The sequence below is a fragment of the Pseudomonas putida genome, assembly GCA_041879295.1.
GTDB classification, from domain to species: domain Bacteria; phylum Pseudomonadota; class Gammaproteobacteria; order Pseudomonadales; family Pseudomonadaceae; genus Aquipseudomonas; species Aquipseudomonas putida_Y.
On record CP047152.1, the window covers coordinates 1,902,740 to 1,916,049 of the forward strand.

General features: G+C 63.1%; 13 protein-coding genes. 8 read left to right on the forward strand and 5 right to left on the reverse strand.

Annotated features, from left to right (window positions below; all coding sequences use genetic code 11):
• Positions 1-6: 6 nt before the first annotated feature.
• The 5 genes from fabB to GST84_08620 form a co-directional block, all read right to left on the reverse strand.
• Positions 7-1,227, reverse strand: a complete 1,221-nt coding sequence (gene fabB / locus GST84_08600; GenBank protein ID XGB12422.1) for a beta-ketoacyl-ACP synthase I — start codon at positions 1,225-1,227, stop codon at positions 7-9.
• An 11-nt stretch (positions 1,228-1,238) separates the two neighbouring features.
• Positions 1,239-1,754: a 3-hydroxyacyl-[acyl-carrier-protein] dehydratase FabA gene (gene fabA, locus GST84_08605; GenBank protein XGB12423.1), complete on the reverse strand. Its 516-nt coding sequence runs from the start codon at positions 1,752-1,754 to the stop codon at positions 1,239-1,241.
• Positions 1,755-1,961: 207 nt separating this feature from the next.
• Complete coding sequence (locus tag GST84_08610; GenBank protein ID XGB12424.1) at positions 1,962-3,893, reverse strand: response regulator; 1,932 nt, start codon at positions 3,891-3,893, stop codon at positions 1,962-1,964.
• Complete coding sequence (locus GST84_08615; protein ID XGB12425.1) at positions 3,890-4,780, reverse strand: ABC transporter substrate-binding protein; 891 nt, start codon at positions 4,778-4,780, stop codon at positions 3,890-3,892. Before GST84_08615 ends, GST84_08610 begins: the two co-directional genes overlap by 4 nt.
• Positions 4,780-6,894, reverse strand: coding sequence for a TonB-dependent receptor (locus GST84_08620; protein XGB12426.1), 2,115 nt, complete (start codon positions 6,892-6,894; stop codon positions 4,780-4,782). Before GST84_08620 ends, GST84_08615 begins: the two co-directional genes overlap by 1 nt.
• 275 nt (positions 6,895-7,169) lie before the next feature.
• Between GST84_08620 and GST84_08625 the strand changes: the two genes are divergently transcribed.
• The 8 genes from GST84_08625 to GST84_08660 all read left to right on the forward strand — a co-directional run bounded on the left by GST84_08625 (position 7,170) and on the right by GST84_08660 (position 13,271).
• Positions 7,170-8,195: an NAD(P)H-dependent glycerol-3-phosphate dehydrogenase gene (locus GST84_08625; protein ID XGB12427.1), complete on the forward strand. Its 1,026-nt coding sequence runs from the start codon at positions 7,170-7,172 to the stop codon at positions 8,193-8,195.
• 35 nt (positions 8,196-8,230) lie between these two features.
• Entirely contained in the window at positions 8,231-8,578 is a 348-nt protein-coding gene (locus GST84_08630) for a DUF4389 domain-containing protein (protein ID XGB12428.1), read from the forward strand.
• Entirely contained in the window at positions 8,575-9,033 is a 459-nt protein-coding gene (sixA, locus tag GST84_08635; GenBank protein XGB12429.1) for a phosphohistidine phosphatase SixA, read from the forward strand. Before GST84_08630 ends, sixA begins: the two co-directional genes overlap by 4 nt.
• Before the next feature lie 162 nt (positions 9,034-9,195).
• Complete coding sequence (locus GST84_08640; GenBank protein XGB15732.1) at positions 9,196-9,570, forward strand: hypothetical protein; 375 nt, start codon at positions 9,196-9,198, stop codon at positions 9,568-9,570.
• Positions 9,571-9,662: 92 nt separating this feature from the next.
• Entirely contained in the window at positions 9,663-10,451 is a 789-nt protein-coding gene (locus tag GST84_08645) for an alpha/beta fold hydrolase (GenBank protein ID XGB15733.1), read from the forward strand.
• The gene (locus GST84_08650; GenBank protein XGB12430.1) at positions 10,448-11,302 is read left to right on the forward strand and encodes an alpha/beta fold hydrolase; all 855 of its coding nucleotides are present in this window, start codon (positions 10,448-10,450) and stop codon (positions 11,300-11,302) included. The genes GST84_08645 and GST84_08650 overlap by 4 nt, the downstream gene beginning before the upstream one ends.
• 109 nt (positions 11,303-11,411) lie before the next feature.
• Positions 11,412-12,206, forward strand: a complete 795-nt coding sequence (locus tag GST84_08655) for a DUF4892 domain-containing protein (protein XGB12431.1) — start codon at positions 11,412-11,414, stop codon at positions 12,204-12,206.
• A gap of 12 nt (positions 12,207-12,218) precedes the next feature.
• The gene (locus tag GST84_08660; GenBank protein ID XGB12432.1) at positions 12,219-13,271 is read left to right on the forward strand and encodes an AI-2E family transporter; all 1,053 of its coding nucleotides are present in this window, start codon (positions 12,219-12,221) and stop codon (positions 13,269-13,271) included.
• Positions 13,272-13,310 lie beyond the last annotated feature (39 nt).

A 13,310-nucleotide genomic window follows, 5' to 3' on the forward strand; every position in this document is an offset into this window, starting at 1 on the left:
AGCGTCTTACTTGCCTTCCCAGCGCTTGAGCACCAGGGTGGCGTTGGTGCCGCCAAAGCCGAAGCTGTTGCTCATGACCGTGTCGATCTTGGCGTTTTCTTCGGTTTTACGCAGGATTGGCAAGTCGGCGACTTCCGGATCCAGCTCGTCGATGTTGGCAGAGCCGGCGATGAAGTTGTTTTCCATCATCAGCAGGCAGTAGATCGCCTCGTGCACGCCGGCAGCGCCCAGCGAGTGACCCGACAGGCTCTTGGTAGAGCTGATCTTCGGAGCCTTGTCGCCGAACACGGCACGCACGCCCTTGATCTCGGCCACGTCACCGACCGGGGTCGAGGTACCGTGGGTGTTCAGGTAGTCGATCGGGGTGTCGACGGTGGACAGCGCCTGCTGCATGCAGCGGATGGCGCCTTCGCCGCTAGGAGCAACCATGTCATAGCCGTCGGAAGTTGCACCGTAGCCAACGATTTCGGCGTAGATCTTGGCGCCGCGGGCCAGGGCGTGTTCCAGTTCCTCGACCACGACCATGCCGCCACCGCCAGCGATGACGAAGCCATCGCGGTCAGCGTCGTAGGCGCGCGAGGCCAGTTCCGGGGTTTCGTTGCGCTTGGTCGACAGGGCGCCCATGGCATCGAACAGGAACGACTGGCTCCAGTGCTCTTCTTCACCACCGCCGGCGAAGACGATGTCCTGCTTGCCCCACTGGATCTGCTCCAGTGCGGTACCGATGCAGTGAGCCGAGGTGGCGCAGGCCGACGAGATCGAGTAGTTGATGCCCTTGATCTTGAACGGGGTGGCCAGGCATGCCGACACGGTGCTGCCCATGGTACGGGTTACCCGATATGGGCCGACGCGCTTGACGCCCTTCTCACGCAGGGTGTCCAGCGCTTCCATCTGGTTCAGGGTCGAGGCGCCGCCGGAGCCGGCCACCAGGCCGGTACGCGGGTTGGAAACCTGCTCTTCGGTCAGGCCGGAGTCCTTGATCGCGTCCTGCATGGCCAGGTAGGCGTAGGCAGCCGCGTGGCCGACGAAGCGGTAAACCTTGCGGTCGATCAGTTCTTCGAGGTTGAGGTCGATGGACCCGGAAACCTGGCTACGCAGCCCCATTTCCTTGTATTCCGGGTTGAAACGGATACCCGGACGGCTGTTGCGCAGGTTTTCGGTGACGGTAGCTTTGTCATTGCCCAGGCACGATACGATGCCCAGACCAGTGATAACGACGCGGCGCATGCGAATAACCCTTAGAAATTGTCAGTGGAGGTGAACACGCCGACCCGCAGGCCTTCGGCAGTGTAGATCTCGCGGCCGTCGACGCTGACCGAGCCATCGGCGATGGCCATGTTCAGCTTGCCTTTCAGGACGCGCTTGATGTGAATGTTGTACGTGACTTTCTTGGCTTCAGGCAGTACCTGGCCAAAGAATTTCACCTCGCCCGAACCCAGGGCGCGGCCACGGCCCGGCAGGCCCTGCCAGCCGAGGAAGAAGCCAACCAGCTGCCACATGGCGTCGAGGCCCAGGCAGCCCGGCATTACCGGATCGCCTTCGAAATGGCAGGCGAAGAACCACAGGTCCGGGTTGATATCCAGCTCGGCGACCAACTCACCTTTGCCGTACTTGCCGCCTTCTTCGCTGATATGGGTGATGCGATCGACCATCAGCATGTTCGGCGCGGGCAGTTGCGCATTACCTGGGCCGAACAGCTCACCGCGACTGCAGCGCAGCAGGTCTTCCCGAGTAAAGGCGTGTTGTTTGGTCATGCGAGCTCCTCAATAACCCCCTGCGGCAGGGGATGAATCTTCCCGGCCGGCTCGAAAACCAAGCGCTTCGAGGCGGCAGCCTACAGGTAGACTATTGCGTTGTGGTGAAAGTCACAGCGCACCTGGTGAAAGAAGTACAGGTGTGCACTGAAACGTCTATTTTCAGGTCCGATGAAGGTCCTGTCCAGTGTTTAAGACTGCCGCAATTTAGCATTTATCGCCAGTCGCGGTTGTCTGACCGGGTAACCAGTGCTGCAGCACCCGCTGCAATTCGGTGCGGCGCAAGGGTTTGCTGAGATAATCGTCCATACCGGCGGCCATGCAACGTTCACGGTCGCCCTGCAGGGCGTTGGCGGTCAGGGCGATGATCGGTAGCCCCTTGCCGTTGGGCAACTGGCGGATGCGTCGGGTGGCTTCATAGCCGTCCAGGTGCGGCAGGCGGCAATCCATCAGTACGGCAGCAAAGCGCTGGCGGCCGACCAGTTCGACGGCTTCGAGGCCATCCTCGGCCGTGCACACTGGCACCCCCAGACTGCGCAGCATGGCTTCTACGACACTCCGGTTGACCGGATTGTCCTCCACCAGCAGTACCTTATCATTGTCCGGTACCGTCGTTTGTGCAGTTGTTGGCGGCGTCCGCGGAATGGGGGCAGGGATGGCGAGGGCCAGCGGCATCTCCAGGGTGAAGGTCGAACCCAGGCCCTCACGGCTTTCACCGCGTAGCTTGCCGCCCATGCGCTCGGCCAAGGTACGAGCGATCGACAACCCCAGCCCGGTGCCGCCGTAACGACGGGAAATCGAGCTGTCGGCCTGCTGGAAGGCGACGAACATCATTTCCAGGCGATCGCTGTCGATGCCGATGCCGGTGTCGCGCACGCTGCAGGTCAGCCAGATCGGCTGCCGGTCGAGCACCTGCCAGCGTGCCTCGACTTGCACTTGGCCACGTTCGGTGAACTTCAGGGCGTTGCCCACCAGGTTAAGCAGGATCTGGCGGATGCGCGTGGGGTCGCCGTTCACCTGCAACTGCTCGATACCGGCCGGCAGTTGCAGGTGCAGGCCCAGGCCGCGTTGCTGGGCGCTGTGCTGGAACGACTGGACACTGCTGGTGATCAGCTCGCCGAGGTTGAAGTCGATGTGTTCCAGTTGCAATGCGGCGCGTTCGATGCGCGAAAAATCGAGGATGTCGTTGATCACCTTAAGCAAATGCCCGGTGGACTCACTGGCCACTGCCGTGTAATCGGCCTGTTCACTGCTCAGCGGTGTAGTTTCCAGCAGTTGCAGCATGCCCAGCACGCCATTCATCGGCGTGCGCAACTCATGGCTCATCATCGCCAGGAAATCTGATTTGGCGCGGTTGGCTTGTTCGGCCTCCTCGCGCGCCTGGATCAGTTCGGCAATGGCCTGCTTCTGTTCATCACTGGCCTGCTCCAGGGCGCTGGCCAGGTTGTTGATGTGGCGGGCCAAGTGGCCCAGCTCGCTGTCGTCGACTACCGGCAGGGGGGTGTTGTACTCGCCTTGCTGAATAGCCTTGACCGCGTGGCCCATGTCGCTGATCGGCTTGGCCAGGCTCAGGGCCAGGCGGCGTGCCAGCAAAAAGGTGAACAGCAGGGCGAACAGCGCCAGGATCCCGGCCTTGATCACGATTTCCTGCTGGCGCTGACTGAAGGCGTCATCGGACATGCCGACAATCACCCGGCCCAGGTAGTCGTCACCGATGGCCGGGAGGGTGGTTTTGCCCTGTTGCAGGAAGTCGTTGTCCAGGCGGATTTGTTGCAGGCGAATGGGCGCCTGGAACACCTCGACCTGTTGCGCGCGGTTGGCGCTTTCGTCGGACTGCTCGACGTACACCAGGATGTGGTTGCGGCTGTCCTGCACTTCCAGAAAGCGCACGTGCGGGATGCTGAGGGTGGCGCGCATCAGCCCTTCAAGCACTTCGTTGTTGCCCGAAATCACCCCGTACTCCGACGCCGGTGCCAACTGGTTGGCGATCAGTTGCCCGGTGTGGTTGAGTTCCTGGCGCAGGTCCTGGATGCGTACGAAGGTAAAGAAGCTGATCAAGAGCAAGGTCAGTAACAGGGCGGGGCCGAGGCTGATGATCTGCGTGCGGGTATGAATGTCCCAGCTCAAGCGTTTGCTCATGGGGTAGGTTCTCCCTCGGCCAGGGCCTTGGCGGCGGCGTTCTGATCGATCGGTTCCAGACCCAGGGCACGGGCCACCTGCTGGTTGCCACTGACGCCGTAGCGCATGGGGTACAGGCTGCGCGGCCAGCGCGTCGGCGGCTGATCGAGCAACTGGTCAAGCACCCACAACCAGTCGTCCTGGTCGCTGTAGGTACTGGCCAGGGCGCCGGCGCGAACGAAGCCGGCGTTCGGGCCGATCAGCGCCATCTGCCGGCCATAACTGCTCAACAGCAGATTCTTTGCAGTCTTGGAGTTGTACAAGTCAGGGTCGTCCAGGCCCAGTAGGACATCGCTGTTGCCCAGCAGATGCTGCAGGGGGCGGTTATCACGCGGATCGGACCAGTCCTGGGCAATGATCTCCAGGCCTAGCGGCCGTGCAGCATGGCGCAGTTCGTCCAGCAGGAAACTGCTGTGCTCGCCGTACAGCACGCCAATGCGCCTGGCCTGCGGCAACAAGTAGCGTATCAGGCGCAGTTGCCGTCCCAACGGTGCGTCGCTCCACAAAAGTGTGAGGAACGCGGGGCGCGACTTTCCCAGGCGCTGTTCAGCCTGTACCCGGCTGACCCGCATGACCAGTGCCGGCGGGCCGGCGGTTTCCCCCAGGCGCCATTCCAGTGCTGCGCTGTCGAGCAGGATCAGGCGTTGGTCGGCTTTGAGCTTGCCTGGGCGTGGCAGGTTGGCGGTGATCTGAAACTGCACGTGATCTTGCGGTCGGCGGCTTTCCAGTGCGGCGATGAAGCTGCGGATACCGGGCTGGTCCTCAGCCCCCACCAGCAGGATTTCGCTGGCGGACAAAGGCCCCAACGGCCACAGGCACAGCAACAACAAGCGCAGCAGCAGGGCCATCAGAACTCCAGCTCCGCGCTCACGCTCAGGCGGTGACGGCTGTCGTAGCGGTTCTGCACGGCAGTGGTCGGTTCATCGTCCAGGCGCTGCTGCCACAGTGCCGCCAGTTCCAGGTTACTGCCATACACCCGAAAGCGTTTTGCCAGGCGCAGGTCCAGACGCTCGTAGCGGTACTGGTTAAGGGCATCGTCGCCGTAGTAGAACAGCGCGCTCGACCAACCGGCACCCCATTCGCGCATCCACCCGGCCGAGCCGCTGTTGCGGGCGCTGAGGCGGCGGTCGTCGGGGTTGCTGGCCCAGGCATCGACGTAGGCATAGGTCAGGCGCAGGCGGTCGCGCAGGGTGGGACGCCAGTCCATCTGCGCCTCGCTGCCGCTGAAACGGGCCTTGTTGGCGTTGCTGGCGATGTACTGGTTGTTCCTCAGAGGCTCGCTGATCATGCCGGTGATCTCGTCGTAGAACAGCTTCACATCCAGGCTCAGGTCGATGTCGCTGAAGTAGCCGTTGTAGCCTAGCTCGCGCGAGCGCATGCGCTCCTGTTCAAGGTCGCCAGGGCCACGGGTCTTGACGAAGTACTCACCGTTTTGCAGCCCGAATGCATTAGGGGTCAGGTTCTTGACCGTGTAACTCCAGTTGACGTTGTTCTCGAACATGTCGGGCGAGCGCACCGCTTCGGAGTACACCGCACGCAGGCCGTGGCGCGGGGTGATCAGGTAGTTGACCGCGACGCGCGGGGTCAGCGAACTGCCAGACAGGCGCGAGTCTTCGAACATGGCCCCACCTTGCAGTATCCAGTGCTCGTCGGCCCGCCATTCCAGCTGGCCGAACAGACGCCAGGTCTGGTCGTCGATGCTGCCGTTGAAGTAGGTCTGCGAGTCGGCGCGGTCATAGCGGTAGTTCATGCCACTGAGCAGACGCAGACTGTCGGTCAGGCTCAGGGTGTCCTGGATTTCCAGGTCATAGCGGGTTTCACGGGTGCTCTGGTCCACATCGCCGCAGACCGGCTGGCTGCCACCGGCCTTCCATTGCGCCTGCACTTTGTCGGAGAGCGCACTCAGCACCGGGTCGCTGGTCGTGGGCAGGTTGCCCAAGGCAACCCCGCGCGCCACTTTTTCGGCAAAGTCGGGGTTCAACTGCCACAGCTGGGTCAGTTCGGGGCTGAACGACTGCAAGGCATCACAGGCGCGCCACACTTGCTGGCGATCGAAATGCTGGGCTGAGCCCTGGATATAAAGGCTGTGTTCGGCGCTGAAGTCTTTGGTCCAGCGCAACGAGCCCGCATAGTCCTTGGCGTTGACGTCGGCATTGTTCCCGGACTCGTACTTCTGGAACACTGGCTGGTAGGTGTAGGGCCGCTGATTGCTGCCTTCCTTGGCCGCCAGTTGCCACTCCAGGGTCTGGTCGACTGCCAGGTTGTGGTTGGCGCTGAGGTTGAGGCGGGTAAGGCGGCGGCTGTCGCGGTAGTCCTGGCCGAACTGGTTCTCATCGAAGCCGTCGTCCTGTTGGCCTGACAGCGACAGGCGCATGTCGCCGCCGTCCCAGCCGAAGCCGTGGCTGGCATAGAAGTCGTTGATGCCGTCCTGGCCGCGCGTCACTTTCAGCCGCGTACCATGGCTGTCAGCGGGGCGGCGGGTGAGGATGTTGACCACCGCCATCAATGCGTTGGCGCCATAGCTGACTGTGTTCGGCCCGCGGAATACCTCGATGCGCTCGATATCCTCCATGGCCAAAGGGATGTCGCTCCAGTCCACCGTGGCCAGGCCTGCGCGATACACCGAGCGGCCATCGATCAGTACCTGCATGCGCCGTGCGTCGTTGACGTTGCTGCCGTGGTAGTTGACCGTGGGTTGATTACCGGCACCGTAGCCGATCATCATGCCCGGTACCAGACGCAGCAGTTCGGGGATGTCACGGGCACCGCTGGCGCGAATCAGTTCGCTGTCGAGTACGGTCATGCTGCCCGGTACAGCGGCGGGGGATTGTTTCAGGCGTGTGGCGGTCAGAACCTGTGGCAGATCGGTATTGTCGATGAACAGGTCGTCGGCCATGGCCTGACTGCCGAGCAGGGCGGTCAATAACAGCAGGCGCGGGTAAGGGGGCGTGCCAGGGAACACGGGGCTGCCTTTGTTTCAGGATTGAAACAGGCATGGTAACTGACCTTGGCGTATTTTCCAGTGATCTGCAGCGGTTTTGCAGCGTGCCTGTCTTGACGCTTTCACGGGGGCGGAAATCGAACGCCGCCCCGCGCGGCGCATCGCGAGCAAGCTCGCTTCTGCATTTGTTGCAATGTGGCCATGACAGTGTCATCTGCGTTGCTAGCCTTGGCGCATGGCAGGCGAGCCGTATAATGGCGGGGTCGCCACTAACTTTTGGCTTTAATGGATTGGATATGACTGAACAGCAACCTGTTGCGGTTCTGGGCGGCGGCAGCTTCGGCACCGCCGTGGCGAACCTGCTGGCGGAAAACGGTGTGCCGGTGCGCCAATGGATGCGCGATCCGGCGCAGGCCGAGGCCATGCGTGTGAATCGCGAGAATCCGCGCTACCTCAAGGGCATCCGCTTGCACGATGGGGTTGAGCCGGTCAACGACCTGCTGGCCACCCTGCAGGCCAGTGAGCTGATCTTTGTTGCCCTGCCATCGAGTGCCTTGCGCAGCGTATTGGCACCCCATGCCGAACTGCTGCGCGGCAAAGGCCTGGTCAGCCTGACCAAGGGCATCGAAGCGCAAAGCTTCAAGCTGATGAGCCAGATCCTCGAAGAAATCGCCCCCGAGGCGCGCATCGGCGTTTTGTCGGGGCCTAACCTGGCGCGCGAAATCGCCGAACATGCACTGACTGCCACAGTGGTGGCCAGTGAGCACGAAAAACTGTGCCAGCAGGTACAGGCCGTGCTGCATGGGCGCACCTTCCGCGTCTACGCCAGTGCCGACCGTTTCGGCGTCGAACTGGGCGGGGCACTGAAGAACGTCTACGCGATCATCGCCGGCATGGCGGTGGCCTTGGGGATGGGCGAGAACACCAAGAGCATGTTGATTACCCGGGCCTTGGCCGAGATGACCCGCTTCGCCGTCAGCCAGGGCGCCAACCCCATGACCTTCCTCGGCCTGGCCGGTGTCGGTGACCTGATCGTCACCTGCTCCTCGCCCAAGAGCCGCAACTATCAGGTTGGCTACGCACTGGGTCAGGGCCAAAGCCTGGAAGAGGCGGTCAACCGCCTGGGCGAAGTGGCCGAGGGTGTCAACACGCTCAAGGTGCTCAAGACCAAAGCCCAGCAAGTGCAGGTGTACATGCCGCTGGTCGCTGGCCTGCATGCCATCCTGTTCGAAGGCCGCACGTTGAACCAGGTGATCGAGCACCTGATGCGCGCCGAGCCCAAGACCGATGTCGATTTCATTTCCATCAGCGGTTTCAACTGAGCCCTTGCGGCTCTGACACGAGCAAGGAGCAACACATGAACGATACGCCCGAACGCGCCCAGCGCGAGTCGATCATCCTGCGGGTGCTGTGGATGCTGGTGTTCCTGGTGGTATGGCAACTGGCCGAGGTGCTGCTGGGTGGCCTGGTGCTGGTACAGCTGATCTACCGACTGGTGTATGGGGCGCCCAACGCCAGTCTCATGAACTTCGGCGACAGCCTGAGCCAGTACCTGGCACAGATCGGCCGCTTCGGCAGTTTCCACAGCGACCAGAAGCCATGGCCGTTCGCTGACTGGCCTGCCCCGCGTGCGCCGGAAGGCGAAGCCGCGCACGCCGTGGCGCCGGCACCCCACCCGGTGCGTGACGAGGAACCCAAGCTGTGAAGCTGTGGGTACTGCGCCACGGTGAAGCTGAGCCGCGAGCCAATACAGACGCCGAGCGCCGGCTGACGGCCCATGGTCGCGAGCAGGTGCTGCACAGTGCTGCTCGCCTGATCGGGCAGCCATTGCAGGCGATTTTCGCCAGCCCTTACGTACGCGCCCAGCAGACAGCCACGCTGGTACATGACACCCTGGGCTTCGTCGAACCGGTGCGCACCGTGCCCTGGCTGACGCCAGAGGGTGATGTGCAGCAGGTCATCGGTGAAATCGAACGCCTGGGGCTTGAGCATGTACTACTGGTCAGCCATCAGCCGCTGGTGGGTACCCTGGTAGGTGCGCTGGAGCACGGTCACAAGCAACAGCCGGCGGCCATGAGCACTGCCAGCCTGGCGGAGCTGGAAGGTGACTGGCCGCTGGCCGGGCTGATGACGCTTCGGGCCATCCACTCACCCGCTTGAACTTGCGATGGCTTGTGCAGGCCGCTGTCTCGCCCGGGTCTAAATGCTGGCGTGGGTAATGATCGATAAGGCAACTGGCATTTTTGTCAGTTGTCGCGCTTCACCATCGCTTGCTAGCGTTGCCCCACGGCAAATATCAGGGAGCGGCGAATGAGGGGTGAAATGCTGGAGCTGTTGCGCTCCTTGGACCTGCAACCCACCCTGGAACAGGTTGACCAAGGTACTTCGCTGGATTTCGCCCAATACAGCCTGCTGCGCGAATCGGCCGATGCCAGGTTCTACCACCTGATGCGCAAGGTGAGCGACAACCCCAGGCTGGAGTCCACGGCGAGGCAACAATGCGAACAGGACTTGCGTACACTGCAGGACGCCTGCCTGCGGGTCTCGCACCTGCTGCAAACCAGTTGTCTGGCCTTGCGCCGCCTGCAACTGGATTACCAGGACCAGCGTCTGGCCCGCGAGGCGCTGGAGAGCCAAGTGGCCTACATGCAGGCTTGCCTGCGGCGGTCGTTGAGCAGTTTCGACCGTTCGGCATGACCTGATCCCCCTCGCCGATGACCTTTATGGACATTGCCGAACCGCTGCGCGATGCCGACAATGGGTCATCATTCCGCTCCGGACCAGGCGCCATGTCGCAGCAGATCTTCTTCGCTCATGCCAACGGTTTCCCATCGGCCACCTACGGCAAGCTGTTTGCAGCGCTGGCGCCGGACTATCAGGTGCAGCACCTGGCCCAGCATGCGCATGACCCGCGCTTTCCCGTGGACGAAAACTGGCAAAGCCTGGTCGATGAATTGTTGCATCACCTGGCGCAGCAGGACCAGCCAGTCTGGGGCGTTGGTCATTCGCTGGGTGGCGTGTTGCACCTGCACGCAGCATTGCGCTGCCCCGAGTACTACCGGGGGCTGGTAATGCTCGACTCTCCGGTGCTCACCCGCGCTGATCAATGGCTGCTGCGCACAGCCAAGCGCTTTGGTTTCATCGACCGCATCACACCGGCCGGGCGCACCCTGGGGCGTCGCGAAACCTTCAACGACCGCGACAGCGCCCGGGACTATTTCGCGGGCAAATCACTGTTCCGCCATTTCGATCCCGATTGCCTCGACGCTTATTTGGAACATGGCCTGCAGGCGGTGGAGCAGGGGCTACAGTTGCGCTTCGATCCTGCGACCGAAATCAGCATCTACCGCAGCATCCCGCATACCAGCCCCGCCCCCGCGCGCCAGTTGCAGGTGCCGCTGGCCATGGTGCGCGGCAACCGTAGCAACGTCATTCGTCGCCACCACACTTTGGCTGTGCGTGGCATGCCCAAAGGTGAATACCACAGTGTACCGGGTGGGCACATGTTCCCGCTGGAGCGCCCGACCGACACTGCCAGCCTGATCAAGGGCCTGTTCGACCGCTGGAGCCAGGCATGAGCGCGCACGTTGAGGAGATTCGCCTGAGCCTGGGCCATATCGAACTGGCTGCACACCTGTTCGGCCCCGAAGACGGGCTGCCGGTGATTGCCCTGCATGGCTGGCTGGACAACGCCAACAGCTTTGCCCGCCTGGCTCCGCAACTGAAAGGGCTGCGCATCGTCGCCCTGGACCTGGCCGGCCATGGCTATTCGGAGCACCGCCCGCTCGGCGCCGGTTATGCCCTGGCCGACTATGCCCATGACGTGCTGCGAGTGGCCGAGCAACTGGGCTGGCAGCGTTTCGCCCTGCTGGGGCATTCGTTGGGCGCGATCATTTCGGTGCAACTGGCCGGGGCATTGCCCGATCGGGTCAGTCACCTGGCGTTGATCGACGGCGTCATCCCGCCGACCGGCGCCGAGCAGGACGCCGGCGAGCGCTTAGGGATGGCACTGCAAGCCCAGTTGCGGCTGGATGGCAAACGCAAGTCGGTGTACGCGACATTGGAAGCCGGTGTGCAAGCCCGGATGAAAGGCATGGTCGCGGTCAGCCGTGAGGCGGCCGAGCTGCTGGCCCAGCGTGGCCTGATGCCGGTGCCCGGTGGCTACAGCTGGCGCAGCGACAGCCGCTTGACCCTGCCCTCGCCGGGGCGCCTGAGCGAGGCCCAGGCCATGGCCTATGTGCGGCGGGTGAGTTGCCCGGCGCTGTTGGTGGTGGCTGCCGACGGCATGCTGGTACGCCACACGGGGTTGCTGGAGCAGCTACCCTTTGAACAGGTGACGCTGCCCGGCGGCCATCACCTGCACCTGAACGATGCGCAGGGCGCAGTCCTTGTCGCAGACTGTATCAATCGCTTCTTTGGCTTTGCTTGACTTGCACCGGACAAGTGTCGAGGCTTGGCGGGTTGAACAGGGAGACAACCATGCAACTGCCAGACATCCTGGAGCTTCAATTCGGCGCTGAACGCCGCCTGGTTCGCCAATGAGCGCGCCTGTTTCCATTCGCACTGCCCTGGCAGCCTGCCTGGTGCTCGCCAGCCCCGTGCTTTGGGCCGGTAGCCTGCCGGTACCGCAGGACGCCAAGGTGGTCGATCAACGCCCGGCCGTCGAGCAGGAGCGGGTCTACCCGATGGGCCCGTTGCGCAAGATCAGTGGCCGCCTGCGGGTCGATGACAAGGTCGAGAGCCGCGGTCAGGTCAGCTCGGTGACCTACGAATTGCCCGTCGAGCGTACTGCCCGTGAGGCCTTTACCAGTGCCCGCGAAGCACTTGTACGCGACGGTGGCTACCCGTTGTTCTGGTGCCAGGGGCGTGATTGCGGTGAGGCCAGCCTGTGGGCCAATGATGTATTCGCCAATGCCCGCCTCAACGGTGGCGATGAGCAGCAGGCGTTCATTCTGCTACGCCGCTCGGCAGAAGAGGCCGACACCCTGGTCGCGCTGTACAGCGTTACCCGTGGCAACCGCCGTGCCTACCTGCATGTGGAAGAGTTTATCGCAGACAGCCCGCTGGGCGAGCTGCTGCCAACCGCTGCCACGGTGCTGCGCGAAATGCTCGACACCGGCAAGCTTGACTACCCTGACCTTGCCGCGCCGCAAGACACCTGGGTAAACCTGCTGGCCCGCAGCCTGAACCTCGACAGCAGCTTGCGCGTCAGCCTCAGTGGCGCCCAGGCTGAGGCCTGGCGCGAGGCGCTGGTCAAGGCCGGGGTGCGTAGCCGCCGCCTTGAAGTCGGCAGTGCGCCTGCAGACGGCCTGCACCTTGAACTGATCCGTTGAACGAGCACCATCATGATTAACAATGATCGCCTGCTGGTCCAGATTCTGCTGGTGGCGTTGCTCGGTGCTGGCCTGTGGGTGATGGCACCGTTCATATCGGCATTGCTGTGGGGGGCCATCCTGGCCTTTGCCAGCTGGCCGTTGATGCGCTTCCTCACGCGCCTGTTGGGGGGGCGTGAGACGCTGGCAGCGGGCCTGCTGACCACGGCCTGGATCCTGATTGTGGCACTGCCGCTGGTGTGGCTGGGGTTCAACCTGGCCGATCACATTCGCGATGCTACGGCGTTTGTGCGTGATGTGCAGGTCGACGGCCTGCCCGATGCGCCGGCCTGGCTGGGCGGCATACCCTTCGTTGGCGAGCGCCTGGTCAACGGTTGGCAATCGCTTGACCAGCAAGGTGCAGCCTTGCTTGCCTCGATCAAGCCTTACTTTGGGCAGGTGGGTAACTGGTTGCTGGCTCGCAGCGCACAGATTGGCAGCGGCGTGCTGGAACTGACCCTGAGCCTGGTGTTCGTGTTCTTCTTCTACCGCGACGGGCCACGCTTGGCGGCATTCGTGCTGCGCTTGCTGCACCGGCTGATGGGCGAGCGCGCCGAGTATTACCTCGAGCTGGTAGCCGCTACCGTGCAGCGGGTGGTCAACGGGGTGATCGGCACGGCGGCCGCGCAGGCCATCCTGGCGCTGATCGGCTTCCTGATCGCGGGGGTGCCCGGGGCGATCGTGCTGGGGTTGGTGACCTTCATGCTCAGCCTCATCCCCATGGGGCCGCCGCTGGCCTGGATCCCGGCCACCGCTTGGCTGGTGTGGAAGGGCGAATACGGCATGGCAGTGTTCCTGGGCGTCTGGGGCACCTTCGTAATCAGTGGCGTGGACAACGTGCTCAAGCCTTACCTGATCAGCCGTGGCGGCAACCTGCCGCTGGTGATCGTGCTGCTGGGCGTGTTCGGTGGCTTGCTTGCCTTTGGCTTCATTGGCCTGTTCATCGGGCCGACCTTGCTGGCGGTCGGCTACAGCCTGTTGCTGGACTGGAGCCGTAACGCGGCTCAGCAGCCGCCACAACAATAAGCCTGTAACGGCCCTTTCGCGGGCTTGCCCGCTCCCACA

Coding starts and splice junctions, on each gene's coding strand:
- fabB (XGB12422.1), bottom strand. CDS start 1,227: ATGCGCCGCGTCGTTATCACTGGTCTGGGCATCGTATCGTGCCTGGGC.
- fabA (XGB12423.1), bottom strand. CDS start 1,754: ATGACCAAACAACACGCCTTTACTCGGGAAGACCTGCTGCGCTGCAGT.
- GST84_08610 (XGB12424.1), bottom strand. CDS start 3,893: ATGAGCAAACGCTTGAGCTGGGACATTCATACCCGCACGCAGATCATC.
- GST84_08615 (XGB12425.1), bottom strand. CDS start 4,780: ATGGCCCTGCTGCTGCGCTTGTTGTTGCTGTGCCTGTGGCCGTTGGGG.
- GST84_08625 (XGB12427.1), top strand. CDS start 7,170: ATGACTGAACAGCAACCTGTTGCGGTTCTGGGCGGCGGCAGCTTCGGC.
- GST84_08630 (XGB12428.1), top strand. CDS start 8,231: ATGAACGATACGCCCGAACGCGCCCAGCGCGAGTCGATCATCCTGCGG.
- GST84_08640 (XGB15732.1), top strand. CDS start 9,196: ATGCTGGAGCTGTTGCGCTCCTTGGACCTGCAACCCACCCTGGAACAG.
- GST84_08645 (XGB15733.1), top strand. CDS start 9,663: ATGTCGCAGCAGATCTTCTTCGCTCATGCCAACGGTTTCCCATCGGCC.
- GST84_08650 (XGB12430.1), top strand. CDS start 10,448: ATGAGCGCGCACGTTGAGGAGATTCGCCTGAGCCTGGGCCATATCGAA.
- GST84_08655 (XGB12431.1), top strand. CDS start 11,412: ATGAGCGCGCCTGTTTCCATTCGCACTGCCCTGGCAGCCTGCCTGGTG.
- GST84_08660 (XGB12432.1), top strand. CDS start 12,219: ATGATTAACAATGATCGCCTGCTGGTCCAGATTCTGCTGGTGGCGTTG.